Origin of the sequence: Pectobacterium sp. A5351 (assembly GCF_028335745.1) — a bacterium.
Taxonomy (GTDB): domain Bacteria; phylum Pseudomonadota; class Gammaproteobacteria; order Enterobacterales; family Enterobacteriaceae; genus Pectobacterium.
Genome location: NZ_CP116477.1, coordinates 3,485,440 through 3,510,491, shown reverse-complemented (window position 1 = coordinate 3,510,491; position 25,052 = coordinate 3,485,440). Strand labels below are relative to the sequence as shown.

At 45.8% G+C, this 25,052-nt stretch carries 22 protein-coding genes, 1 other RNA gene and 5 pseudogenes; 14 read left to right on the top strand and 14 right to left on the bottom strand.

Going from position 1 to position 25,052, the window contains the following annotated elements; genetic code table 11:
* Positions 1-34: 34 nt before the first annotated feature.
* Positions 35-130: pseudogene (locus tag O1Q74_RS16215) on the bottom strand (SDR family NAD(P)-dependent oxidoreductase); the annotation flags it as partial.
* Positions 131-244: 114 nt separating this feature from the next.
* Here O1Q74_RS16215 and O1Q74_RS20395 point away from each other — a divergent pair.
* Positions 245-442: pseudogene (locus O1Q74_RS20395) on the top strand (aldo/keto reductase); the annotation flags it as partial.
* A 187-nt stretch (positions 443-629) separates the two neighbouring features.
* A complete protein-coding gene (locus O1Q74_RS16210; protein WP_271874634.1) occupies positions 630-1,202 on the top strand; it encodes a TetR/AcrR family transcriptional regulator in 573 nt (190 codons plus the stop codon).
* A gap of 75 nt (positions 1,203-1,277) precedes the next feature.
* On the opposite strand, the gene O1Q74_RS16205 is transcribed toward O1Q74_RS16210, so the two are convergent.
* The 4 genes and pseudogenes from O1Q74_RS16205 to O1Q74_RS16195 all read right to left on the bottom strand — a co-directional run bounded on the left by O1Q74_RS16205 (position 1,278) and on the right by O1Q74_RS16195 (position 2,987).
* Positions 1,278-1,478 carry a hypothetical protein gene (locus O1Q74_RS16205; protein ID WP_271874633.1) on the bottom strand — a complete coding sequence of 67 codons (201 nt, stop codon included), beginning with the start codon at positions 1,476-1,478 and terminating at the stop codon, positions 1,278-1,280.
* Positions 1,468-1,719: pseudogene (locus tag O1Q74_RS20310) on the bottom strand (prevent-host-death protein). The gene O1Q74_RS16205 and the pseudogene O1Q74_RS20310 overlap by 11 nt, the downstream one beginning before the upstream one ends.
* 466 nt (positions 1,720-2,185) lie before the next feature.
* A pseudogene (locus O1Q74_RS16200) lies at positions 2,186-2,410 on the bottom strand (transposase); the annotation flags it as partial.
* A gap of 400 nt (positions 2,411-2,810) precedes the next feature.
* Positions 2,811-2,987: a hypothetical protein gene (locus O1Q74_RS16195; RefSeq protein WP_271874632.1), complete on the bottom strand. Its 177-nt coding sequence runs from the start codon at positions 2,985-2,987 to the stop codon at positions 2,811-2,813.
* A gap of 298 nt (positions 2,988-3,285) precedes the next feature.
* On the opposite strand from O1Q74_RS16195, the gene O1Q74_RS16190 reads away from it, so the two are divergent.
* The 3 genes from O1Q74_RS16190 (at position 3,286) to O1Q74_RS16180 (ending at position 5,524) form a co-directional block, all read left to right on the top strand.
* Positions 3,286-3,558: a type II toxin-antitoxin system TacA family antitoxin gene (locus O1Q74_RS16190; RefSeq protein WP_039481848.1), complete on the top strand. Its 273-nt coding sequence runs from the start codon at positions 3,286-3,288 to the stop codon at positions 3,556-3,558.
* Positions 3,549-4,028, top strand: a complete 480-nt coding sequence (locus O1Q74_RS16185; RefSeq protein ID WP_271874631.1) for a GNAT family N-acetyltransferase — start codon at positions 3,549-3,551, stop codon at positions 4,026-4,028. Before O1Q74_RS16190 ends, O1Q74_RS16185 begins: the two co-directional genes overlap by 10 nt.
* A 321-nt stretch (positions 4,029-4,349) precedes the next feature.
* A protein-coding gene (locus O1Q74_RS16180; RefSeq protein WP_442953095.1) for an IS3 family transposase occupies positions 4,350-5,524 on the top strand; the annotation gives its coding sequence in 2 pieces (ribosomal slippage) (positions 4,350-4,608 and positions 4,608-5,524; 1,176 coding nt in all).
* A gap of 9 nt (positions 5,525-5,533) precedes the next feature.
* On the opposite strand, the pseudogene O1Q74_RS16175 reads toward O1Q74_RS16180, so the two are convergent.
* The 3 genes and pseudogenes from O1Q74_RS16175 to smpB form a co-directional block, all read right to left on the bottom strand.
* Positions 5,534-6,399: pseudogene (locus tag O1Q74_RS16175) on the bottom strand (helix-turn-helix domain-containing protein); the annotation flags it as partial.
* 112 nt (positions 6,400-6,511) lie between these two features.
* Positions 6,512-6,874, bottom strand: a transfer-messenger RNA (tmRNA) gene (gene ssrA, locus O1Q74_RS16170).
* A 50-nt stretch (positions 6,875-6,924) separates the two neighbouring features.
* Positions 6,925-7,407 (bottom strand): SsrA-binding protein SmpB, encoded by a 483-nt coding sequence (smpB, locus tag O1Q74_RS16165; RefSeq protein WP_012773422.1) that lies wholly within the window; start codon positions 7,405-7,407, stop codon positions 6,925-6,927.
* Between the two features lie 155 nt (positions 7,408-7,562).
* Between smpB and O1Q74_RS16160 the strand changes: the two genes are divergently transcribed.
* Positions 7,563-8,009: a type II toxin-antitoxin system RatA family toxin gene (locus O1Q74_RS16160; RefSeq protein WP_271874630.1), complete on the top strand. Its 447-nt coding sequence runs from the start codon at positions 7,563-7,565 to the stop codon at positions 8,007-8,009.
* Positions 7,999-8,277, top strand: coding sequence for an RnfH family protein (locus O1Q74_RS16155; RefSeq protein ID WP_442953146.1), 279 nt, complete (start codon positions 7,999-8,001; stop codon positions 8,275-8,277). The genes O1Q74_RS16160 and O1Q74_RS16155 overlap by 11 nt, the downstream gene beginning before the upstream one ends.
* 106 nt (positions 8,278-8,383) lie before the next feature.
* Here the strand turns inward: O1Q74_RS16155 and O1Q74_RS16150 are convergent, their stop codons facing one another.
* The 5 genes from O1Q74_RS16150 to nadK all read right to left on the bottom strand — a co-directional run bounded on the left by O1Q74_RS16150 (position 8,384) and on the right by nadK (position 16,843).
* Positions 8,384-10,846, bottom strand: a complete 2,463-nt coding sequence (locus O1Q74_RS16150) for a hypothetical protein (protein ID WP_271874628.1) — start codon at positions 10,844-10,846, stop codon at positions 8,384-8,386.
* Positions 10,847-10,855: 9 nt separating this feature from the next.
* The gene (locus O1Q74_RS16145) at positions 10,856-13,516 is read right to left on the bottom strand and encodes a hypothetical protein (RefSeq protein ID WP_271874627.1); all 2,661 of its coding nucleotides are present in this window, start codon (positions 13,514-13,516) and stop codon (positions 10,856-10,858) included.
* A gap of 216 nt (positions 13,517-13,732) precedes the next feature.
* Entirely contained in the window at positions 13,733-14,068 is a 336-nt protein-coding gene (gene bamE, locus O1Q74_RS16140; protein ID WP_010282437.1) for an outer membrane protein assembly factor BamE, read from the bottom strand.
* A 153-nt stretch (positions 14,069-14,221) separates the two neighbouring features.
* On the bottom strand, positions 14,222-15,883 hold the full coding sequence (recN, locus tag O1Q74_RS16135) for a DNA repair protein RecN (RefSeq protein ID WP_271874626.1): 1,662 nt from the start codon (positions 15,881-15,883) through the stop codon (positions 14,222-14,224).
* 81 nt (positions 15,884-15,964) lie between these two features.
* Positions 15,965-16,843 carry an NAD(+) kinase gene (nadK, locus tag O1Q74_RS16130; RefSeq protein ID WP_180743481.1) on the bottom strand — a complete coding sequence of 293 codons (879 nt, stop codon included), beginning with the start codon at positions 16,841-16,843 and terminating at the stop codon, positions 15,965-15,967.
* 148 nt (positions 16,844-16,991) lie between these two features.
* Between nadK and grpE the strand changes: the two genes are divergently transcribed.
* Together grpE and O1Q74_RS16120 are read left to right on the top strand one after the other, a co-directional pair.
* Positions 16,992-17,579, top strand: coding sequence for a nucleotide exchange factor GrpE (gene grpE / locus O1Q74_RS16125; protein WP_225087004.1), 588 nt, complete (start codon positions 16,992-16,994; stop codon positions 17,577-17,579).
* 384 nt (positions 17,580-17,963) lie between these two features.
* On the top strand, positions 17,964-19,202 hold the full coding sequence (locus O1Q74_RS16120) for an Nramp family divalent metal transporter (RefSeq protein WP_271874625.1): 1,239 nt from the start codon (positions 17,964-17,966) through the stop codon (positions 19,200-19,202).
* A gap of 85 nt (positions 19,203-19,287) precedes the next feature.
* Here O1Q74_RS16120 and O1Q74_RS16115 read toward each other — a convergent pair whose 3' ends face one another.
* Positions 19,288-19,491 (bottom strand): 4-oxalocrotonate tautomerase family protein, encoded by a 204-nt coding sequence (locus tag O1Q74_RS16115; protein WP_271874624.1) that lies wholly within the window; start codon positions 19,489-19,491, stop codon positions 19,288-19,290.
* 249 nt (positions 19,492-19,740) lie between these two features.
* Between O1Q74_RS16115 and nudK the strand changes: the two genes are divergently transcribed.
* From nudK to O1Q74_RS16090, 5 genes are all read left to right on the top strand, one after another.
* Positions 19,741-20,322 carry a GDP-mannose pyrophosphatase NudK gene (gene nudK, locus O1Q74_RS16110; protein WP_271874623.1) on the top strand — a complete coding sequence of 194 codons (582 nt, stop codon included), beginning with the start codon at positions 19,741-19,743 and terminating at the stop codon, positions 20,320-20,322.
* Between the two features lie 382 nt (positions 20,323-20,704).
* A complete protein-coding gene (locus O1Q74_RS16105; RefSeq protein WP_271874622.1) occupies positions 20,705-21,970 on the top strand; it encodes an ABC transporter substrate-binding protein in 1,266 nt (421 codons plus the stop codon).
* 63 nt (positions 21,971-22,033) lie between these two features.
* Positions 22,034-22,915, top strand: coding sequence for a carbohydrate ABC transporter permease (locus tag O1Q74_RS16100; protein WP_012773434.1), 882 nt, complete (start codon positions 22,034-22,036; stop codon positions 22,913-22,915).
* 1 nt (position 22,916) lies between these two features.
* Positions 22,917-23,729, top strand: coding sequence for a carbohydrate ABC transporter permease (locus O1Q74_RS16095; RefSeq protein ID WP_225087021.1), 813 nt, complete (start codon positions 22,917-22,919; stop codon positions 23,727-23,729).
* A 36-nt stretch (positions 23,730-23,765) separates the two neighbouring features.
* Entirely contained in the window at positions 23,766-24,851 is a 1,086-nt protein-coding gene (locus O1Q74_RS16090; protein ID WP_271874621.1) for an ABC transporter ATP-binding protein, read from the top strand.
* The last annotated feature ends 201 nt before the right edge of the window (positions 24,852-25,052 follow it).

The window sequence follows — 25,052 nt, the reverse complement described above, 5'->3', positions numbered from 1 at the left end:
AGAAAGATGTGGCTGCAGAGACGCGCGCCAGTGTCAGCACCAGATTGTGTCCTCTGCGGGCAACGCGGTCTGCGTAGACTGCTTTGCTCGTTGATGCCCCGGTTATCAGTACCGACGTGTTCTCAGCCATCTCGTTTTTCCTCAGTTGCAGAATGGAATTTACATCCTGAGTCATTTTTAAATGATGGTCGACATGTATAATAAATGTCAATGATAATTTAATCGAGTAGGGTGGGGATGAGCCATGTGTTATACCACTCTTGTCCGAAACACCGGCTTCGCGCCTCAGAACTGGCAATGGGTACAGGTAACTTTGGTGCCGGCCGGGGCTATGAGGGGAGAAAAAACGGAGGCACGAGCGGTATTCTGCGTCTACGTTAATGCGGGCGGCAACTTTATTGATACGGCAGATACCTACCTTGGGGGACAGTCTGAAGAACTACAGGTTTGAGAATGTCAGCACTATTGATTACGGTACACCACACCACCAGATCGCGGGAACCCTTCCCAGAGCGCAGGGAACTGGCGCAAAATATATCAGTACCCTGCCACTGCGGGCGTGAGAATAAGTAAATGGGTATTCACGGGTACTGAGGTGCCCGGATTGTTTCATTCAGAATGGGGGATCAATGGGGCGGGTATCTAAAGAGCAGATGGAACGCAATCGTGACAGCATTATTAAAACTTCGGCGGAGCTGTTCCGGGAGCGTGGGTTGGACGGTGTTAGTGTCAATGACATCATGGCGGCTGTTGGCCTCACGCACGGCGGATTTTACGGCCATTTCAACTCCAAAGATGAGCTTGAGGCCCTGGCCTGCCAGAGGGCGTTTGATGATGCTAGTGCTTCGTTCTCAGCAAGCGGCATCGCGACGTTTCATGAACTCGTGGATTACTACCTGTCATCCAGCCATAGGGACAGTGCGGGCAATGGATGTGCGGTCACCGCCCTGGCGTCAGATGTGCTGCGTAAGCCACCGGAAAAGCCGGTACGCGAAACTTACAAAATGGGCGTCAAAAAGATGGCGTCACGACTTGCCGCCATTCAGAGGGCTGAACTTGGTGATGCGCCTTCAGACCAACAGTTGGCACAGTTGGCTATGCTGACCGGTGCACTGATACTGGCCCGGGCAACTGAAGGTGATGAACTCTCTGAACGGTTCCTCAGCGCGGCAAAACGCTATCTGCACGAAACGGCACTGTAATCTGAAAGGCGTGCGTGATGACAGTAACGTCATTCATTCATCGCTCCGCGGATCACGGCGGCTGTTGTAAATACCCTACTGCTGAATTTGATGAGCAGCTAAGGCCGTCGCCATCATAAAGAGCGTAGTTCGCTGCCTTTGGATGGATTCAATTTCCTTAACGGAAAATAGTAGGGTAGTTGCGAATTGATGTTGTTCTTCAATCTCCAGCTTAAGCAACATTGCCTCTTCGTTTTTTGGCGAACGCTTTTCTTCACGCTTTAATTTATAACTCATCCAGATCGACCCTAACGTGCTTCCCTCCATCCGGGAACGGGCGATTTTGGCAAGTTCGATATCTTCCTGATAGTCGGCCAGCGCCTCCTATGTTTCCAGGGAAACATAATAGCCAGAAATACGGCCACTGGTTAGCACAGCTACAGGTTCTCCGTTAGCTTCTTTAAGCGCGGCATTGAGCGATTTTTCTAAAGTCGCTGATACTCACAGTTGAATTTGCAAGGATAGGTTGTACGGACATAATCAGCCCCTTTTAAGTATGATATTTGATACTGGATTTAGCACTTAACCAAAAAGGCAGCAACATCACGGTATAAACGTGATGCCACAATAAAAAGATTTTGCACAAAACAGTTCACCCTCTTCACCACGGTTTTTTATTTTTATTAATCAATAAATTAATGGGCGATGAGTAATTCGGAGGGGGATTTGAACTTTAATCATAAGTGTTTGTTTTAATTTATTTTAATCTTTTTTTTGTCAATATAACTAAACGTATAACTAAAACGAAAAGTCATCCTGAAAAATAGTCTGCGCATGACAGTAGGGCTTCGTTTTATACGCTGATTTTTAGCGCTGGCTGTGCTGTAAATTTAATTTAGCTTTACGACGCTCCAACACCATCATTTTCTTAGTGTGTTGCCATAGAATCCCATCTAGCAACATAAACTCGCGCCACTCGGCTGTACCCAAAGAAAGAGATCTGTGCGTTTGAGGCGGGCAATCTCTGCTGCCTGTGCACTCTCTCGCTCAGAGGACGTTGTCTGGCTCTGCTGCTTACTACGCCAGTTATAAAGCTGGGATTCGTACAGACTAAGTTCACGAGCAGCGGCAGCAACACCGATGCGTTCTGCAAGCTTCAGGGCTTCGTTGCGGAATTCAGGCGTATGTTGCTTACGTGGTTTTTTACTGGTTGATACGGGTTTCGTCATGAGTCACCTCTGGTAGAGAGTTTACTCACTTAGTCGCGTGTCCACTATTGGCGGATAGGATCAGTATTCCTTCTCGGCAGGTTTGGCAGCTTTAATCTCGGTATTGCTCAGTGGGGTAGTTATACGAGCCATCGTAGTTATACGCTTTTGTAGTTATATGGGACGGTATAACTAAGCGTATAACTAAAATTTCCGGCTGTAAACGGGGTATCCCGATAGATAACAGGCAATAAAAAACCCGCAAACTCAGTGAGAATGCGGGTTTTCATGGGCTGGGGGAAGTTGAATGTATATCGTAATGTTATGATTTTTATGTTTTAAGTGTGAATTCAGACTTTATTCATAGGCCTAAACGTGAGCCTACGAAAAATGACGATGAGTATGTGAGATAAAAACAAGATCAATTTTCACTCAATTCTTTACGCCTTTTAATCGCAGAGAGCAATGCTGGTGAAATTGGTGCTTCGGATAGTAGGGTAGTTGCGAATTGATGCTGTCCTTCAATCTCCAGCTTAAGCAACATCGCCTTTTCGTTCTTTGGCGAACGTTTTTCTTCACGCTTTAATTTATAACTCATCCAGATCGACCCTAACGCGTTTCCCCTTCATCCGTGATACGGAATTTAACGATTAACCCAAAAAGCAGCAATAGGGCGATATCAACAAGACGCCAAAATAAAAAGATTTTGCACAAAACTGTTCACCCTCTTCACCATAGATTTTTATTTTTACTAATCAATAAATTAATGGGTGATGAGTCGGTGAACAGGTGATGAGTAACTCGTCACCCTATAGTGATATTTAATCTTCGTGTAGCTATTTGCTACACAATTGATTATGATTTCTGTATAACGATTAGCTATACAGGAGGCCTTTATGAGAACAGAGGCAAAAGAGGCACCGATCAACATTCGGGCGAAATCATCACAACGGGAACTGATAGACGTTGCCGCGAAACTGCTTTCAAAGTCACGTACTGATTTTATCCTTGAGGCTGCATGTCGTGAGGCGGAAGAGGTGCTATTGGATCAACGCCTGTTTCTGGTTGATGAATCACAATTTGATGCCTTTATTACCGCGTTAGAAAAACCTGTCGCCACCAATGAGCGGTTACAGGCGTTATTAGACAGGAAATCACCGTGGGAATAACGGCACCTGAATTATTATTACCTCAGCATGCCGTGGTTGATTTCCGAAGTTCAGAACCGTCGCTGGATGACTGGCTGAAGCGTAAGGCTCTCAAGAATCAAACCATTGGCGCATCACGCACTTTTATCGTGTGTGAATCGGGTGCCAATCAGGTTATTGGCTTTTACGCGCTGGCAACCGGCAGCGTACAGCGTCAATCCGTATCGGGCGCGTTACGGCGTAATATGCCTGATCCGCTGCCCGTATTAGTCTTGGGTCGTCTGGCGGTAGATGAACGTTACCAGCGCCGTGGAATTGGCGCGGGACTATTAAAAGATGCGATCTTGCGTTCCCGGCAGGTTGCTGAACAGGTGGGGACGAAAGCGTTATTAGTTCATGCGCTGTCTGAGGAAGCAAAAGATTTCTATCTGCATTGGGGCTTTACGCCCTCGGAAATCCAGCCTAGCACATTGCTTCTACCGCTCTGGTAAATCTATGTTTGCATAGTGAAAAACTTGATGGAGCCTGTTCTGCTGCTGTTGGGGGTTAGCTCGCTATCTCTATCCATACTATTTATTGATGAATATAGGGAATATCACTTTTGGTTGTGTATACGTGTCATTAACGGCTGATTTTTATTCAAGTATACGTGAATGACATAATTATGTGGCTTTCATGTGGACTTATGATGGATAGGATCACTGCTATCGAGCGTTTAAATATATTAGATAAGCAAGGGTGTAGTGGCACACTGAATTTGGCCACCTGAATAGAGGTGATATCATCACCTCACAGTCAAAACAGGTGACATTATGACCGGACGTAACAGACGTAATTTTAGCCCCGAGTTTCGCCTCGAAGCTGCCCAGCTTGTACTCGATCAGCACTACACCGTTGCCGCCGCTGCAACGGCAATGAATGTCGGCAAATCCACGATGGACAAATGGGTTCGACAACTGAAAGAAGAGCGAGCGGGAAAATCACCCACTGCTTCACCCATGACACCTGAGCAGATTGAAATACGTGAGCTAAAGAAAAGACTTCAACGCGTTGAAATGGAAAGGGATATATTAAAAAAGGCTACCGCGCTCTTGATGTCAGACTCCCTGAACAATTCTCATTAGTTGAGAAACTCAGGGCGCGGTTTCCTGTTGCCGTTGTGTGCAACGTGTTTGGGGTTCATCGCAGCAGTTATAAATACTGGCGGCAGCCCAGGAAGCCTGACGCCACGAGAGTGGCATTACTGAGCCTTGTGCGTGAAGTTTATCGCGAAAGTAACGGCTCAGCAGGAGCGCGAAGCATTGCCGCGATGGTCACCACCAAAGGTATAAAACTGAGCCGCTGGCGGGCAACAAAGCTGATGAAAGCGCTCAATATTATCAGTTGTCAGCAACCTGGCCATCGTTATAAGAAGGCGTCTAAGGAACACATTGAGATCCCTAATTATCTGGCTCGCCAGTTTGCTGTTACCGAGCCTAATCAGGCCTGGTGCGGTGATGTGACTTATATCTGGACGGGAAAACGCTGGGCTTATCTGGCTGTAGTACTCGATTTGTTTTCCCGTAAACCGGTTGGCTGGGCGATGTCATTTTTCCCTGATTCAGCACTGACAGGTAAAGCCCTGTCGATGGCCTGGGAAGCACGGGGAAAACCGGCTAATTTACTGTATCACTCGGATCAAGGCAGTCACTATACCAGCAGGAATTTCAGGCAGTTACTGTGGAGATATCAGATAAAGCAAAGTCTGAGTCGCCGGGGAAATTGCTGGGATAACAGCCCAATGGAACGGTTCTTCAGAAGCCTGAAAACAGAGTGGGTACCGGATAATGGCTACACGAATTTTAGCCAAGCCAGCACGGCAATAACGAATTACATCACAGGATATTACAGCCAGCTCAGACCCCATCAATATAATGGTGGTTTGACGCCGAATGAATCAGAAAGATTGTTCTGGAAAAACTCTAAAGCCGTGGCCAGTTTTTGTTGACCACTACAACGCCCAGAAGTTTCTCTTAAGGATGTTAGGTGCTGCTTTACCTGTTTCTCCCTTCCACGAGTGATATTTCTTCACCCTACTAACAGAGCGGAGTGACAGTTCCGCCATCAGGCGTTGTACTGTCTTGTGATTCACTGCTATTCCCTCTTTTCTCAGAGAGAGTGTGATTCGGCGATAGCCGTAACGTCCTTTGTGATGGCGGTATATGTCACTGATTCTGGCCTTGAGTCCGGCGTGTTTATCCGTTCGCTTCATCGCTCTGATGTTGTGATACCACGTGCTCCGGGACATGCCTGCGGCACGCAGGAGGTCATTAAGGGCATGCTCTTGCCTTAGTTCGCTGATGATTTGGGCTTTTTGCCGTTTTTTTCGCTTTGAACCAAGGCTTTCAGCTTTTTTAAATAAGCATTCTCCGCCCGCAGATAGCGAAGCTCAGCCTGGAGTTCTTCAGAAGACAGCTGTTCCATATCGGTATCAGTAGAAAGAGGGGTGGTTTTCCTGGTCATTTCCCGAGGCCTGCCGCGTTTCATATTCCGGAGTGCTTCCGGTCCGGCATCGTTGTACACGGAGACCCTGCGACGAACAACCGTTTCATTGGAAATATTAAAGCGGGCTGCAGCTTCACGCATTGAAAGCGCGTCGTTGAGCACAGCATGGACAACCACCAGTCTGAACTCTGCAGAGTGGATATCGTTTTTCCAGGTAATGCCATCAATACCGTGAAGCTGGAAGGCTCTGACCCAGCGTCGAACTGAGGTTCTTTCGACGGCAAAAATTTCGGCAGTGCGATGGGTTCCGTCGCTGCCCGAGAGAAAGTGGTTTACGACTGCGAGTCTGAGTTCGAGGGAATACTTAGGTTTTGCCATAAAAAACTGCACCTTACTCTGTTGGGTATCCAACATTTGGGGTGCAGTTCACCTTATGGCGCGGGCTTTTCGTACTTCATCGGACTTATCTGGTAATACCCGATGTCTAAATTGGTGGAGCTGGGGGGATTTGAACCCCCGTCCGGAACCACTCTACCGTCGGTACTACATGCTTAGTCTATCTTTACATTCGCTTGCCAGCTGCGAATAGACACGCCACTAACAAACTAGCCTGATTAGATTTAGTGCTTCAACCCCAGGCAAGGCATCCACACGATCTCTTTTGGGTTTGACCTCTCTTGATCCCCGTCCTAAGAGCGGAGGCTAGGGAGAGAGGGCTCAGAGCAGGTTATTAAGCTGCTAAAGCGTAGTTTTCGTCGTTTGCGACTATTTTTTTGCGGTTTTTTACGAGGCCAACCGCCCCTCGGCATGCACCTTGGGCTTTGCAAATCCCGTCGAATCCAGAATCAGCCCCCAAGAAACTGTCGCCAGTATATCAGAACTTACCGTTGTTAAGCCAGTGGCTTAGCGATTAGCGTTCTTCATGATACGGGCTTTGTCTAACTTCCATTCACGTTCTTTGATGTCATCACGCTTGTCGTGATCTTTTTTGCCTTTTGCTACGCCAATTTTGACTTTGCTCCAGGCATTTTTCCAATACATGGACAGCGCGACGACCGTGTAACCTTCACGACTGACGCGGCCAAACAGCGACTCCAGCTCACGTTTGTTGAGCAGGAGTTTGCGCGTGCGTATGGGATCGCACACGACGTGAGATGAAGCCACATTTAGCGGCGTGATAGTGGCGCCAAACAGGTAAGCCTCACCGTTCATGAAGGTGACATAGCTGTCACTGAGGTTTGCTTTGCCTGCGCGCAGTGATTTGACTTCCCATCCTTGCAGCGCAAGGCCAGCCTCAAATTCTTCCTCAATGAAGTATTCGTGGCGGGCGCGCTTGTTTTGCGCAATGGTGGCGGAACCGGGTTTGTATGCTTTTTTCTTTGTCATAGTGCCGTCATTATACTGGATGTCATTGGGAATGAAATCCCCGCCGTGCGTCCGTGTCGTGGTTAATGATATCGTGCGATAAGCTTCGCAGAATTTTTGCCTGTCGGGCTATCAGTGCTATTATTTTGCGCGTTTTATGAATCACGGAAAATAGTATGCCAAAGATAAGTCGTTCAGCACTGGTGCCGTTCAGTGCTGAACAGATGTACAAGCTGGTGAATGATGTTGCTTCCTACCCCGCGTTTTTACCGGGCTGTACGGGGAGCCGCGTGCTCTCCTCCTCTGAAGGGGAGATGATCGCCGCAGTGGACGTTTCTAAAGCCGGTATCAGCAAGACATTTACCACACGTAATACGCTGACACACAACCAGAATATCAATATGCAACTGGTCGATGGCCCCTTCCGTCAGTTGGGTGGCGACTGGCATTTTACGCCGCTGAGCGCCGATGCCTGTAAAGTCGAACTGCATCTGGAATTTGAATTCACCAATGCCTTGATTGAACTCGCTTTTGGCAAAGTATTCAAGGAGCTGGCGGGAAATATGGTGCAGGCTTTCACGCAGCGAGCAAAAGAGGTCTACAGTGTCCGCAATGCAGGTTGATGTGGTCTATGCGTTGCCGGAACGCCAGTATCTACGCACGGTGAGGCTGGAAGAGGGCAGCACGGTTGAGCAGGCGATTGTGGCATCGGGCCTGCTGGAGCTGCGACATGACATCGATTTACAGGTGAATAAAGTCGGTATCTACAGCCGTGCGGCGAAGCTGGCCGATGTGGTACAGGAGGGTGACCGCGTGGAAATTTATCGTCCGCTGATTGCCGATCCTAAAGAGCTGCGTCGCCAGCGTGCAGAGCGTTCTAAGAGTAAGTGATGTACGGTATCGGCAAAGCGGTTAAAGACGCTATCGTCGGCTATTTATTATGAGACGATAGCGTGAGATACGCTGACACAGAGGGGAATTAAGTGATTCATCGCCTCTATTGTAGATAATCAAATCTATAGATACGGCCATTTTCATTGATGGTCGCTACATATGCTAATGCATCTTTATGACTGTAGTGATAATGATTCACTAGTGCCCAAAAAAGATGGTAAAACTCGTTTTTCATATCCGTCACAAAAATGCCTTGATCGTCTGAGCCTAATGCAATCTGCATTACGCTATCCCCTTCTATTTTACGTTCAGGAATTTGCATCCAACGGAAAACATGATGTTCATGTACTGACTCATAATGACTGATTCTGACATTACTGGTAGGTAATGTCTCTATCACGATGTGTTTTTCTTTCACCAAGCTTTGTACATATTGTTGAGCGTGTAATATCAGTGATTCAGGAGTAAAATGAGTATTACACTCCTGAAGTTGCTCATAACGTGAAATAACATTTTGATCAAACCATCGCATGGTTAATAATCGTAGCGCGTCATCACCTGTACGCTGACTAAATTGGCGAACCTCATTAAACTCTTCACCAATCCAGCCTATCTGTTGGTCTGATTTATCTTGCAAATAATCTCGAACTTGCTCAGGAGATAACCCGCGACCATCAAAAAACTGTTGCAATATAGTTAAAGGAATATGCTGATTGAAAATCTTGTAAGCCTGTGTTGTGATAGCATCTTCCAATATTGGAATAGAAAATTTTGCGTCACCGCCTTCAATTAATACCTTTCTGATAAAAAGTAAATTCTCTAACCATTCCCCACGACGAAGATAGATTTTATCAGGCATTTTCTCTATCCAAAGTGAAGGGAGAATGCCAATTGCGGTAGCATGACCTATTCGGTCACCATTGCAAAGATCAAGGAATGTTATTGCTTCATAGACATTCCTAATTCCGCTAATAAGGTGTTCAAAATCCTCCCCAGCATGATAAGTAAAGTTCTTTATGCCTTTACGTCTGGCCTTACGATAAAGTACAGAGAAAACTTCTGGTGGGCTTTCCAGCTCATTTGCTGCGGCATCGAATGCGGTCAGAATAGAGAGTAAGGCGGGATTATTATCGAAAAGAGCAAAAAGGATATCTGCTCGCTGCATAATATCTTCTCGTAAAACACTGAAATGTGTTTCTCCAGAATTATGATTCCAGGGTTTTTTAATAAAATGTGTCACAAGTCGTAATGTAGGGCGAGAAAATTTCAGACACTCTTGTGCGAGTTGATTGATATCTGTTGGCATAGCCAAGATACCATTTTTCTTCCCTCGTTGTTGGTAGTGCCAAAAACCGGATAGAATTTTTGTGAGCAAATTTACATTTTTAGCTTCCGTATCTTTCGGTGCAAAACGACCTTCAAAGGTCGTTAATATAGAGTTTTGTGTAGGTTTTTTTCCATGTAATTGATAAAAACGTGATTCATATTCTTTTTCAATAGGTTCGCGTGGCCCAAGTTCTGTGAATTTTTGAAATTGATCAAAACCATATTGATCGGTTCGCTGTACCAATAATTGTTGAAATAAATTCATACTGAGCAGGTAAAGCAAATAGCAGGCATCTTCCAACGCTGAGATTGAGGCATTAGCTTTTAATTTATTCAATACGCGGATATGAAAATGCAATTCACAAATGCCATGTTCATATTGTTTGACAGAGAATTGCTCCTGTTCATAGGGAAAATAAGTGCTATCAATATCTTCGATATCTTGGGTGCGAAGTATGTTAGCAAAGTCTAGCCTCGTGAAGCCGTTGTGTTGTGCATCAGATGGACGCTTATCAACCCACTGTAATAGCCATTCTCGGCAGTATCTGGCGATATATAGCATTCGTTTGACTTTTATCGCTGAATCTAATCTTGTGCTCACAGCATAAAAACGGCGAATGCGAGTTGAATCTTTTTTCCGGCTCTCCTCCATTTCATCAAGCAATGCACTGGGGCTTAACAGGCTGTGATGCCACATCAGCTCGAAAAATGTGGTGCCATTGAGGTGCATATGTGCTTCATGTAATCCTTCTTTTTCTATGTAGTCTTCAACTAATGGGTGCCATGGCGAAATAATTGGCCGATGGCCTAATGTTTGTTCAAGAGTATCAAATAGGTCGAAATTTGAAGGGCATTCGTTACGGCAGAGCATCTGCTCAGCCTGATAGGCAATGACGGGAAAGCCTGACTGATTAGAAATCCAGTTTTGCCACTCCATAAAGCGTTGGGGTTGCACTGTTAAACGCCTTAAATCGGGATCCAAGTGATGCCTCGCCACTTGGCCGAGCAACGCTCGGCTCCAGCTTTTTGCCTCATGCTGTCGTTCGATTAAATGACGCCAGTGGCGATCAAACATCGGATCGGTGTGCTGAAAATTTCGCTGGTGCCAACTGTTGTACGTGGCAGCTTCTATTGCTTCTTCATCCAGATGTTGACGTTCACCAGAAAGCAGTTGGGGAAGTTGTGCAAGCAACAGTTCATAGAGGCGAGGTTCTGACAACAGATATTGGTTGATAAACATACGTTCCCCTTACTCGCTTTTTCTGAAGCAGCCAGAAATAATAAGTTTTGATATGAATAGATAGTCTTTTTTTTCTTTAATCGAGGAGCTAATCAATTTAACTCTTCCATTTTCTTCATCACTTAATTCATCTTTATTATCATTACAAGATAATTGTTTAGATAGATTTTTTATTTTTTCTTTCTCAGAGTCGCTTTTTTCACTAAAAAATATAGGAATGATAAATGGGAGAAGTAATGGACAACCTAAAAATGCATGACTAATAGGTAATATTGATGAGAGTTTAATTTCTTTGTTGCTTTCTATAAAATTCCCTACTTTAATTAGGTTTGCAACAAGTTCATCATAAGTCGTTGAGACGTTTTTGGCGGAAATAAAAGTGTCAACGATGTCTTGGGGAACATTTTTGCTGTATCTTACTTCTTCGATAAGAATCGCATTAATTACTCCCCAAACAAAACGAGAGAATGCGGTTTCGAGTAGTATATCCCCCTTTTTACTTCCGTAATTTACGTTCTCTGTGGATTTTTCTGATATGGATATCAGGGAATATTGTATTCTTTCCCATATTTTACCTATCAGTAAAGGAGAGCAAGAGGTTGATTTTTCATTTGTATCCTTTATCCATTCATTTATCTCTTTGTTAAGTGTTTTTGCATTTTCGTTTTCTGTGCTTAAGTATTCATTTGTTTCATCTGATTCATTATTATACAGGCTTTCGTCATCATTTATAGACTTTTTTAAAAAATTCGGCGAACTATAGGTGTTTAGTGGGATGAATCGTCGAATATCAATATCGCCATTATATTCTAATAATTGAGCGATGACTGAGAGAAGGGAGATGATTGAGATGTAATCTCTTTTTTCAGCGCCGGCCTGAATGCTGTGGGATGATATTAATATGGTTGTTGCAGCAACGTAATCAATATATTTATATTCATAGCTTCCATCTTTTTTATTGTTCATTTTTCTTGAAAGTTGTTCTAATGATCCAATTACGTCATCACTAACCCAGTTGGTTATTTGTGTAAAGCTATCCTCATTAAAGGCTGTTTTTCTCCTGTTTATCCTTATAATGCCGCAGTGTATTTTTTTATTTCCTTTGTTCTCATTGAAAATGACTGAGTTAAGATGTGCGGCTATAGTGATGATGTTCTCATTTCTTGTTATTCCAATATAATTTTTATATTTTTCACTAAAGTTATCTTTATCACTCTCGTTGCTATTTTCCACGTAATGAATATAGGTGTTGGCACTGGCCGCACAGGAAATCATGAACTTTAATGCATTTGACAAAGTGTTTTTTTCAATTTTCTTGCTGAGAATAGCTGCCATATAGAATTTTGCAGCATTGTAAGCATCATCGCTATTGTCTGGCCGTAAATAAAACCCAGTTTCTAGTTCTCCATGCCGATGGCATAAGTCAAATACTGTACTGGCTATTTGGTTAATTTCAGGGTCATTGGTTTCTAGCAATGTATTGTCTATGTTTTGATAGATTAATTCATTTATGAAGATATACTTTAATGCTGAAATAAGATGTTCGGGTAGATAATTAATTTCATCATTTTGTTTGTCATCAGTGATTTGTTTTAGTAATTGAACAATGCTTCTTATCGGCTGGGAAAGTAAGAAGTTAATGTTTGTGTTGATATTCTGAGACTTTAGGTTTAATGTTTTTGTTAATATCAATTCAAGTAAAACTGTGATTTCTTTTCTTTCTTCTTTGCTGCTTTCTATGCTTACTCCTATTTCATTATTGATTTTTTTTATATTTTTTAACTCTATTCGTTGATAGGTTGGGAATATTTTAGTTAAATATTGTTGAGTTAAGTGGCCGACTAGTCTTTCTGTTTCGGTGTCTTTTTCTTTGCTTTTGTAAACGTTAGTTAACTCAATGATTTTTCTGTTTTTTATTATGTAATTATATAACGTTACATCACCAGAAATAATGACAACGATTCTTGGATGGGATAAGTATCTGCGAATATTTTCCAATATCTCATAAGCTTTTTCGGTATTAGTGTCAACATCATCAATAGCAATAATAAACAATTTTTTGTTTAATGTTGTCGCTATTTTATCAATAAATTGATGAAGCCGTTCTTCAAGGCATTGCCCGCTTTTTGAGTTTTTTAATGCTTGGCTAAGAAACCATGCGTCATCATGCTTGCTGTGATTGTTTTTTTGTTCGCCGAGTAATCGCAAACCTTCAGCCATCTTTTCAAGATATTTGTTGAGTTCATGGTATTGCTCCTGATCTGAACAATATTTTAATGATTCATCATAGAGTTGCTTAAATTTCACGACTATATCAACAATGATATTTTGATGCGTTTCAATTAATGTCGGGTCAATAAAGGCTAATGGACATATGCCATTTTCATTTCTTGAATAAAAATCTAACACAGCGTTGAGGAATGTCGTTTTACCCGTGCCGCGTTGGCCATTTACAAATATAGTGTTGTTATGACGTTGTAATTTATTGATCTGATTGTTTATTTCTTTACAACAGTTTTTCATTCCACTTGCTGTGTTTTTTTCTACATTTTTAATGAAATCGTTCAGCAAGGTATCTAACTTTTTCTTGGCCGTCTGTTGTAACATGGTGCTTTCTGAATATTCATTGATATCATTAATGTTATCTAGGTTAATAATTATTTCGCTCATAATCTTCCTTTGTAGCTATTAATGGATGGCTAAAATGATGGTAAGTAGCATCGATAGACTGAATATACGATAAGAGGGTGACTTATTTTGAATAATATACTAGAGAAGAAGCAATGGAGGGGAAAGGAGAATACAGATTTATTTCATAAGAGAAACAGGAGTACAGAAAATAATTTCCTATACTCCTGTGCAGGCAACCTGAAAAGTTAGTGGATATTAATCCAGCGCAGGTTTGTTGTTGATGTTGGTTAACACGCCACTGCCGCTGAAGGTCAGCGTCAGCGTCTGCTGTTTTACCGATTCATGACCAGGCTGCTGGCGGAAGATATAAAACCAGGTATCGCTGCCAAACGGATCCTGCATCATAGGAGTACCCAGCGTATAAGCGACCTGTTGTTTGGTCATGCCAGTGTGAATTTTTGCAACGTCAGCCGGTGCCAGATAGTTTCCCTGATTGATGTCCGGCCGATAGACCACCTTTTCCAGTGTGGAACAACCGGCAGTCAGCATAACAACCACCGCGGCGACGACAGTCAGCGTTTTACAGCGCATAGTGATTACATTCCTTAAGGGCATAGGTTGCCGATGATAATAGACCTTGCAGGACTTGGAAACCTGCAAGGCGATTGTATGACCTCAGGAAGGTAAAAAAGTTGAGCTTTTTTACCGGTGATGCACCTTTCTCGCCTTTGTCGGCAGTGGATTTTAGGCCGCCAACAGTTCTTTGGCATTTGCCAGCGTGTTTTTGGTCACGGCGCTGCCGCCCAGAAGACGTGCCAATTCTTGTAGCCGAGCGCGTTTATCTAGCGGTTGCATCAGGGTTTCCGTTTCTGCGCCGTCCGTTTGTTTACTCACGAAGAAGTGCTGATGACCGCAGCCTGCGACCTGCGGCAGGTGCGTCACGCACATCACCTGCGTGGATTCACCGAGCTGGCGCAGCATTCTGCCGACAATTGCGGCGGTTGGCCCGCTAATACCGACATCGACTTCATCGAAGATCATCGCCGGAGTGTCCATCTTCTGCGCGGTGATCACTTGAATAATCAGTGCGATACGCGACAGTTCGCCGCCCGATGCCACTTTCGCCAACGTCTGGTGTGGCTGGCCGGGGTTGGTGGTCACGCGGAATTCGATACTGTCGGCACCGGTGGCCGTCAGGCTGTCCGGCGTAAACTTCACATCAATGGTGAAGTGGCCGTGTGGCATCGCCAGTTCACGCATATTGGTCGTGATGAGCTGTGCCAGTTCGCTGGCGTGGTGCTGACGGCGCACGTGCAGCTGTTCTGCAAGGTGCAACGCCTGCTGATGATATTCGCCGACGGAGGCGTTGAGCGCGTCGTGGTCACTTTCCTGCTGTTCCAGCTGTTGCTGTTCTTCCAGTAGCTGCTGATGGAACGCAGGCAGCGCCTCTGGCGCAACATGGTGTTTACGTGCCAGCGCGAGCTGACGTGACAGACGCTGTTCCAGTTCATACAGGCGAATTGGGTCGAGATCCATCTGTTCGCTGTAGTGGCGCAGTTCATCGCTGGCTTCGCTGAGCTGAATGCCCGCTTCTTCGAGCATGGAAAGCACGCCAGACAGCTTGTCATCCATGCTGATGAGTTCGCCAAGCTGGTGTTTTACGCTGTGCAGCATGCTGATGATGTTCTGCTCTTCGTCTTCGCTCAGCAACTGCATGGCCTGTTGGCTCATCGTCAGTAGCTGGCCGCTATTTGCCAGACGCTTGTATTCAACGTCAATCTGTTCGTATTCACCGGGCTGTGGCGCGAACTCATTCAGCTCTTTTAATTGGTATTGCAGCAGTTCCCGGCGAGCCTCGCGCTCAATCGTCGCCTGTTGCAACTGCGCCAGCGCACGGCAGCTTTGGTGCCACTGATGCCAAACCTGCTGCATAGCCACCAATAGCTTCGGTTCATCGGCATACGCATCCAGCAGGTGTTTTTGGTGGTCGGGGCGCAGCAGTAGCTGATGGGCATGCTGGCCGTGTACCTGAATCAGATGCTGGCCGAGTTCACGCAGTTGAGACAGCGGCACGGCGGTGCCGTTAATAAAGCCACGCGAGCGACCATCGGCGCTAATGACGCGACGTAGCAGGCACTCGTTGCTGTCATCCAACTGGTTTTCTTCCAGCCATTGGCGTGCCGTTGGGGTATCCGCCAGCGCAAAGCGGGCGCAAATGTCGGCGCGGGCTGCGCCCGGCCTGACCATGCTGGCGTCAGAACGATTTCCCAGACATAAACCGAGGGCATCGATTGCAATAGATTTCCCCGCACCGGTTTCCCCGGTGATAACGCTCATTCCTGACTGAAAATCAATTTCTAATTCGCGCACGATGGCGAAGTGACTGATAGTGAGTTGCGCCAGCATGATAATCCCCTGTATGTAATCACATGTGATTACATACAGTATAAACTGGTTTTATATACAGTAAAGTAGCTGGGTAGAATTTTAGAATAATTTTTTTGACCAGCCGAGCTTTGAACTTAGTGTATTGAAATAGCTGTAATTTTTTGGATGAATCAGATTTAGGTGGTGCTCGCTGCGGCGAATCAGCACTTCTTCACCTTCCTGTACCGGCAGTGCAATCTGGCTGTCGCAACTGATTTCCAGGTCATTGGTAATGCAGGAAAATTTGAGCCGAATCGTACTGCTGCTGTTGATGACCAGCGGGCGTGCAGACAGCGTATGCGGGAACATGGGGACCAGCGCAATCGCATCCAACGACGGCGTCAGAATCGGGCCGCCAGCGGAAAGGGAATAGGCGGTTGAGCCTGTAGGCGTGGCGATAATCAGGCCGTCTGAACGTTGGGAGAAGGCGAATTTGTCGTCAATATAGACTTCAAATTCAATCATATGTGCGACTTTTCCCGGGTGAAGCACCACTTCGTTAATGGCGGTACTGATGCTGTCGGGCTGGTTTGCGCGGCAAACATGCGCTTCCAGCATGAAGCGTTGTTCGCTCAGATAGTGGCCGTCGAGAACGTCAGAAAGCTGTTGCTGCGCATGGTCAGGATCGAGATCGGTCAGAAATCCGAGGTTACCCCGGTTCACACCGATCACCTTGATGTCATAGCGCGACAGCACGCGCGCCGCGCCGAGCATATTGCCGTCACCGCCGACGACAACCGCCAGATCCGCTTGCTGACCGATGTCGGCAAGGCTACCCGTCGGCACGTCTTTCAGGTTCAGTTCACGGGCGATCTGCTGCTCGATCAGAACCGAGTAACCTTTTTCGGTGAGCCAGTGGTAAAGCATCTCATGCGTTGCCAACGCCGTTGGATGGCGTGGATGGCCGACAATGCCAATACAATTAAACGGCCTGTTCATTGTAAGCGGTGTGTTCATTGCTGTTTTGTCCTCAGCGTGGTGTATCGGCAGCGGCGGGAACCAATATATGACGGGTTCCCTTGAATCCCCGATTTTGATCCCCATAATAAGCAACTAGCGAGATTAATGCTAAACCGCGGAGAATTTCATGAGTAGTAAAGAACAGAAAACGCCTGACGAGCAAGTGCTGGATCAAAAGGAAGCAGCAAAAGGGCAGCAAGCGGATGCCGCGCCAGAGACGGCAGACGTAGCTGACCCGCGTGATGCGCGCATCGCCGAACTGGAAGCTCAGTTGAGCGAACTGCAACAGCGTGAACGTGACAATATGCTTCGCGTCCGTGCTGAAGCCGATAACGTTCGCCGCCGTGCGGAAATGGATGTTGAGAAAGCGCATAAATTTGCGGTAGAAAAATTTGCCAGCGAAATGCTGCCGGTTATCGATAACCTGGAACGCGCGCTGGATACGGCGGACAAAGCCAATGAATCACTGGCTGCGATGATTGAAGGGGTTGAACTGACGCTGAAATCATTGCTGGATGCCGTCCGCAAATTTGGTATTGAGGTTGTCGGTGAGGTAAACGTACCGTTTAATCCAGAAGTGCATCAGGCAATGACGATGCTACCTTCGGCCGATCATCAGCCAAACCATGTCATGATGGTCATGCAAAAAGGCTATACGCTGAACGGCCGTTTGCTGCGTCCGGCGATGGTTGCGGTATCAAAAGCACAAGACTGATACTCTGATTTTATGCGCTACAGTTACAATACGCGCATGGCTAAAACGTATCTTCCTTCCAAACCCTATGCCCACCGCATTAATGCTGTTCACTTAAGCGTGGATTTAGGGGGAAACACGGTGATGAGGTTCCCGTAGGGATACCTCGCACCGTGGTAGCCCCCGATATCTCGATTCTTAAACGATCGGCATTAATGCCCACCGTATGGGGTTTTTTGTTTATATTTTGTTAAGATTTGTTTGATAAAAAAGATGTTTTTTAGGTTTTGAATGACTCATCATCTTTAACTATCAAAAGAATTGGTATCACCTCTCTAAATGCACTTGATAATCATTATCGTTTCTGTGAGAGTAGTAAAACACCAGTGTTAGAAGGGTCATACTATGCCGGGTAGCCGTGTTATTGAGTCAACAAGCCGTACATCAAGGAAGATAAAACTCTCTTTGATGGGCCCGGCGTTTATCGCGGCGATTGGTTATATCGATCCGGGTAACTTCGCCACGAACATCCAGTCTGGCGCAGCCTATGGCTATACGTTGCTGTGGGTGGTGGTGTGGGCGAACCTGATGGCGATGCTGATCCAACTGCTGTCCGCCAAATTGGGGATCGCAACGGGTAAGAATCTGGCGGAACATATCCGCGATCGTTTTCCGCGCCCGGCCGTGTGGGCGTATTGGGTACAGGCCGAAATTATTGCAATGGCGACCGATCTGGCCGAATTTATCGGTGCGGCGATTGGTTTCAAACTGCTCCTGGGCGTGTCGTTGCTGGAAGGCGCGATTCTCACCGCTATTGCAACTTTCCTGATTTTAATGCTGCAACAGCGCGGTCAGAAGCCGCTGGAGATGGTCATCGGTGGCCTGCTGCTGTTTGTTGCAGCGGCGTATATTGTCGAACTGGTCTTCTCTCAGCCGGAGTTGTCCGCATTAGCCAAAGGCATGGCGATCCCTAGTCTGCCGACCTCTGATGCCGTGCTGCTGGCGGCGGGCGTTCTGGGGGCGACCATTATGCCGCATGTGATTTATCTTCACTCTTCCTTGACGCAGCACGAAGGCAGCCATACTCGTGCCGAGCGCTATTCTGCCACGAAAGTCGATGTCGCGATTGCGATGACCATCGCCGGGTTCGTCAATCTGGCGATGATGGCGACGGCAGCGGCGGCGTTCCATTTCAGCGGCAATCAGGATATTGCCGATTTGGATAAAGCCTACCTCACGCTGGAGCCACTGCTGGGTAAAGCCGCCGCGATAATTTTTGGTCTGAGTCTGGTGGCTGCTGGCCTGTCCTCTACGGTTGTCGGTACGTTGGCGGGGCAGGTGGTGATGCAGGGATTTGTGCGTTTCCACATTCCGCTTTGGGTACGCCGCACCGTAACGATGCTGCCGTCGTTTATCGTGATCCTGTCCGGTATGGATCCGACGCGCGTGCTGGTGTTGAGTCAGGTGGTGCTGAGTTTCGGGATTGCGCTGGCGCTGGTTCCGCTGCTGTCCTTCACCGGCAACCGCGAGCTTATGGGGGCGATGGTCAACGGCAAATGGGTACAGCGCATCGGGCAACTCATTGTCGTGCTCGTGGTTTCTCTGAATATGTATCTGCTCATTGATACGATGCTGGGGATATAGATCGGATGCCACCACTTATTAGGCCAGACGCGGGTGGTGGCACCGCTCAACGCACTATGACTAAACTATTATCACACTTGCCTTCTTACTGACTGGTTTTCCTCAGCTCCGTCACCGGCACGCCGCCGATTCCCCAGTTGTCCGTATCGACTTCATCAATCACGACGACGGTGGTTTTTGGATTCTTGTTTAGCACATCGACCAGCAGTTGGGTTACACCCTCAATCAATTGGCGTTTTTGCTCAGCGGTGGCGCCTTCATTGGTGATTTTGATGTTGACGTATGGCATGGATTCTCCTGAATTGTGATAGTGGTCGACGGTAGGCGAATATGTCGTTATTCTGCTCGTTTTCTCATCAAATGAAAGTGAATAGTAATGAGCAAGTTGCTGACTCAGATAGAATAGATTTTAGTAGGAAACTGGCACTCATAAAGATGCGCTGGCAGCACGTTTATGCCGGGGCGGAAAGGGGATATGATAATCCGGTTGTTATAAATGAAATGAGCCCCTTCCATCATCGATCGTCCAGGTGTTTGCATGTCATCTCCCATTGATATCGTCGAAAAGAAGCTGCTGTCCGACCACTGGTTTATCCTTCATAAATATGTTTTTGATTTAAAAAGAAAGAATGGCGGCGTAGTACGCCAGATTCGTGAGGTTTACGACCGTGGTGATGGTGCGACGATTCTGTTGTACAACCGGGCGAAAGGCACGGTGATCCTGACGCGGCAGTTCCGTATTCCTACCTACGTCAACGGTAACGAAAGCGGCATGCTGCTGGAAGCGTGCGCGGGGTTACTGGACGATCATTCGCCCGAAGAGTGCATCCGCAACGAGGCGATAGAAGAAACCGGTTATGCGGTCGGCAATGTTGAGAAGCTGTTCGATGCCTATATGTCACCCGGCGGTGTCACAGAAAGGCTGCACTTCTTTGCGGCCGAGTACGATGAATCGCTACGGGATAACTCGGGCGGCGGTGTAGAAGATGAAGATATTGAAGTGCTGGAATTGCCGTTCAGCGAAGCCGTCGCGATGATGAACGATGGTCGGATTAAAGACGGCAAAACCATCATGCTGCTACAGCACGCGATCATCCGCGACTGGTTTGTCAGAACGTAGAGAGGTTTTGCGGCACACGGGTATCCCCATGTGCCGCTTGATGTTGTGTGGTAACGCTTTCATTTTTGCGTAATTCGATGGTGACGGTGTGATTGTGGTTAATATTAGCTGAGTAGCCTTTTTATACTTTTATTTTTTGTTTTATTTTCAATGATGTGTTGTGGTTTTTGTTTTTATTTTAATCGATTTTATCGGCTGTTATGCGCGTTATGGAGGGAAAATTTTCCTAAAATTTTTGTATTTAGATCGAATATTTAGTCATTTTTCTCCCTGTTGTGTGACCCGTATCACCGGATGAAAGAATGTAAGCGGTGTAACTCGTTGCTTCATTATGCAGTAACTCATATTCTCTCTTTACAAAAAGTAAAGAAGGACTGCTCTGATGAAGATCAATAACAAAGTATCTACCCTATTTGCAGTTTCATTCCTCACACTGGGTTTATCGAGTCATAGCCTGGCTGCTGAAGTCACCGTGTGGGCCTGGGATCCTAACTTCAATGTCGCGGCAATGCATGAGGCATCGTCGATATATAAAAAAGCCGATCCCAGTTTTAGTCTGAAAGTGATCGACTCAGGTAAAGAAGATATTGAGCAGAAATTAAATACCATGTTGGCTTCAGGGGTTAAAAACTCGCTTCCCGATATTGTGCTTATTGAAGATTATAATGCTCAGAAATACCTTCAGGCTTATCCTGATTCGTTTATCCCATTGCAGGACGCTATCGATTATAGCCAGTTTGCACCGTATAAAACGAAAGTGATGACGGTAGGGAATAAGGTATACGGTGTTCCTTTTGATTCCGGCGTAGCGGGAATGTTCTATCGACTCGATTATCTGGAAGCTGCCGGATATAAAGAGAGCGATATGGTGAATATTACTTGGGATAAATATATTGAGATCGGTAAACAGGTAAAAGCAAAAACCGGCGTTGATATGCTGACCTACGATATGAACGATGTGGTTCTTCCTCATATCATGATGCAGTCTGGTGGAGAATGGTTCTTTGATAATCAAGGGCAACTCAATCTCACCAAAAATAATGCACTGAAAGAAACATTAAAAACCATTAAAGCGATTAATGACGCAAAAATTGCACGTCCTATTTCGGGCTGGTCGAGTTTCGTGGGGAGTTTTAATGCCGGAAAATCGGCGAGTGTGGTTTCGGGTGTATGGGTGATTGGTTCAATTAAAAGCGCCGCAGATCAAAAAGGAAAATGGCGTGTCGCGCCGATCCCACGGTTGAACCTCGACAACGCGGTCCATGCCTCCAATCAGGGGGGATCGAGCTGGTATGTCTTAAAAGGTGGCAAAAACACAAAACAGGCGATTGAATTTTTGCAGAAAACCTTCGCGGCGGATAGCAATATGTATCAAACCCTTTTGGTCGATCGTGGGGCGCTCGCCACCTTCCTGCCAGCCACTTCCGGCCCTGCTTACGCGGTACAGGATCCGTTCTTTGGCGGGCAACCCGTGTTCGCTGATTTTTCTAAATGGGTGACGGAAATCCCACAGGTTTCCTACGGTATGTATACTCAGGAAGTTGATAACGCCATTGCTGCTGAAATACCTGCATTACTGAAAGGCGATGCTGTCGATGACGTGTTAAAACGCGCCGAAAGGACATTAAAAAATCAGATTATGCAGTAGCGAGTGTGAGCTTGAGGGCGGGAAGCCCTCAAGCGTTTCTCTCCGGAAATCGATGGTGTGATAATGATGTATAAACCTAAAATGAATAGGCTTTATAACATCAACGGCTGGGCTTTTGTCGCCACCGCTGTTGGGTTAATTGCCTTAATGACGATATACCCTATTTTCAAATCACTTTGGCTCTCTTTTCAGTCTGGCCGTGGTGTGGTGACTCAATTTGTTGGCCTGGGAAATATCATTCGTTTATTCAATGATCCTATGTTCAAAACGGCGCTTTGGAATACGCTGACCTTTCTGGTAATCCAGGTGCCGATTATGATTTTATTATCATTGGCGATTTCTTCTTGTTTGAACTCTTCTCAGCTTAAATATCGCCAGTGGTTTAGGATAGCGATCTTTTTGCCCTGTGTGACCTCACTGGTGGCCTACTCAATTCTTTTCAAGAGTATGTTCGAACTGGATGGCGTGATTAATTCATTCTTACTGTTTATTCATGTTATTGACGATCCGATTCCGTGGCTATCCGATCCTTTCTGGGCGAAGGTGACCATCATTATTGCCATTACATGGCGTTGGACGGGATATAACATGATATTCTATCTTTCCGCGATGCAGAATATTGATAAGTCGATTTATGAGGCCGCCCGGGTTGATGGCGTCAGCCCAATTAAGCAATTTTTCTTCATTACGATCCCCTTACTGAAACCAGTTATTCTTTTTACCAGCGTGACATCAACCATTGGTACATTACAGTTGTTTGATGAAGCGATGAATATTACGAATGGCGGCCCGGCAAATGCGACGCTGACGTTATCGCTTTATATTTATAACCTGTCATTCAAGTTTGTGCCTAATTTTGGCTATGCGGCAACGGTTTCCTACGTCATTGTTGTTTTTTCAGCAATATTGGCACTGATTCAGTTTAAAGCAGCACGGAAGGGATGAGATGAGAAAAAGTAAAGTTAACAGCCTACTCATGCATATTTTTCTCGTGTTGATGAGCATTTTTTCGCTTTTTCCTTTCTATTGGATGGTGGTATCGAGCACGAATAGCACCAGCCAAATCAACATGGGGAAATTCACGTTTGGCGATCAATTACTGGTCAATTTTACCAACCTGACGAGTCAGGTGGATCTGGCGCTGGTATTCTGGAACACGTCAAAAATTGCGTTGATCAGTACGGTGTCAACGCTTGTCGTGTGCTCTATCGCAGGCTATGCGTTTGAAATTTATGCCAGCAAGAATCGTGAACGTGTCTATGTGGCGCTATTAACGACGATGATGATCCCGTTCGCGGCGTTAATGATCCCGCTCTTCACCATGTTTGGTAAGGCGGGGTTACTGGATACGCATTTTGCTGTGATCATGCCGACCGTTGCCGGGGCATTTATTATTTTCTACTTTAGGCAGTGTACTAAAACGTTTCCGAGAGAGTTGATCGATGCTGCGCGGGTGGAAAGCGTCGCTGAGTGGAAAATTTTCCTGTACGTCTACGTGCCGATTATGCGTGCCAGTTATTCCGCTGCTTTTATTATTGTTTTCATGACGTCATGGAATGCCTTTCTCTGGCCGCTTATTGTCCTTCAATCTAATGAATTAAAAACGATTAATCTGGTGCTATCGAGTTTTGCTTCTGCTTATTCTCCAGACTTCGGATTGATTATGGTTGGAACGGTTATTTCTACACTTCCCAGTTTACTTATCTTCTTTGCCATGCAGAAGCAATTTATCGCCAGCATGACGGGAGCGGTAAAGTAATACGCTCTCAATGGAAAATTAACGTTTGAGGTTCACATGGCTGATATTTTACTAAAAAATATAGTGAAACGTTACGATAAGACGGAGACGATCCATCGTATCAATCTTGAAATTAATTCTGGCGAGTTTGTGGTATTCGTTGGCCCATCGGGATGCGGTAAATCGACGTTGCTGAGAATGATCGCTGGGCTGGAAGAGATCACGGATGGCGAAATTCATATTGATAACCGTTTAGTTAACCATTTTGATCCCGCAGAGCGAGGGATTGCGATGGTTTTTCAATCCTATGCGCTGTACCCGCATATGACCGTGGCTGAAAACATGGGATTTGGGTTAAGAATGAATGGACACCCCAAAGCCGAAGTCGAAAAAATGGTGCGAAAGGCGGCGATGACGCTTCAGCTAGAAGGATTATTGGATCGTACACCGAAACAACTGTCTGGTGGCCAACGCCAGCGCGTTGCGATTGGACGGGCCATTGTACGCGACCCTAAAGTGTTCTTATTCGATGAGCCTCTATCGAACCTCGACGCCGAATTACGTGTGGAAATGCGTTTGCAGATTGCCCGGTTGCACCAGGAAATGCGTAATACCATGATATATGTGACGCACGATCAGGTGGAAGCAATGACGCTGGCGGATAAAATCGTGGTGTTAAACAAAGGATATATTGAGCAGGTTGGCACACCGATGGAACTATACCATAAGCCGGAGAATCTTTTTGTTGCCGGTTTTATCGGTTCGCCGAATATGAATTTTCTACCCGGTGAAGTGCTACAAGTTGAAGGGAATAACGTGAGTATCTTGATTAATCAGCTCAATACACTTTCCGTTAATCTCGCTAACCACGGATTGCACACCGACCAGAAAATTACCGTGGGCATTCGCCCTGAACACCTGAGCATTGACCCGAATGGCGGGGATGTCAGCTTGTCGATCAATAGTGAGGTTACTGAAAGGCTGGGTAATGCGACGTATATTTTTGGTGCTTACTCTGGTGTGAGTCATTTCAAGGTGCATTTGTCGGGGGATAACAGTATTGCGCCTTACTCAACGATTCCGCTGACATGTCGTAGTGAAAATCTGCATTTTTTTGATGAAAACGGAAAACGAATTAATTAAAAAATAAATGTCTATCATGGTGAGAATAACGCCATGCAGAATAAGTGAAAAACTCAGGAAATTAGCTAGGCAGCCATTAATATTGGCTGCTTGGCCTCTTATGTGAGATTTATTTCTATAAATCTCGCACGCTATTCTTGAATCTGTACCTGGGTATTTATGTCATAAATACCATTTAAGCGTGTTACCTCAAGGAGAAAT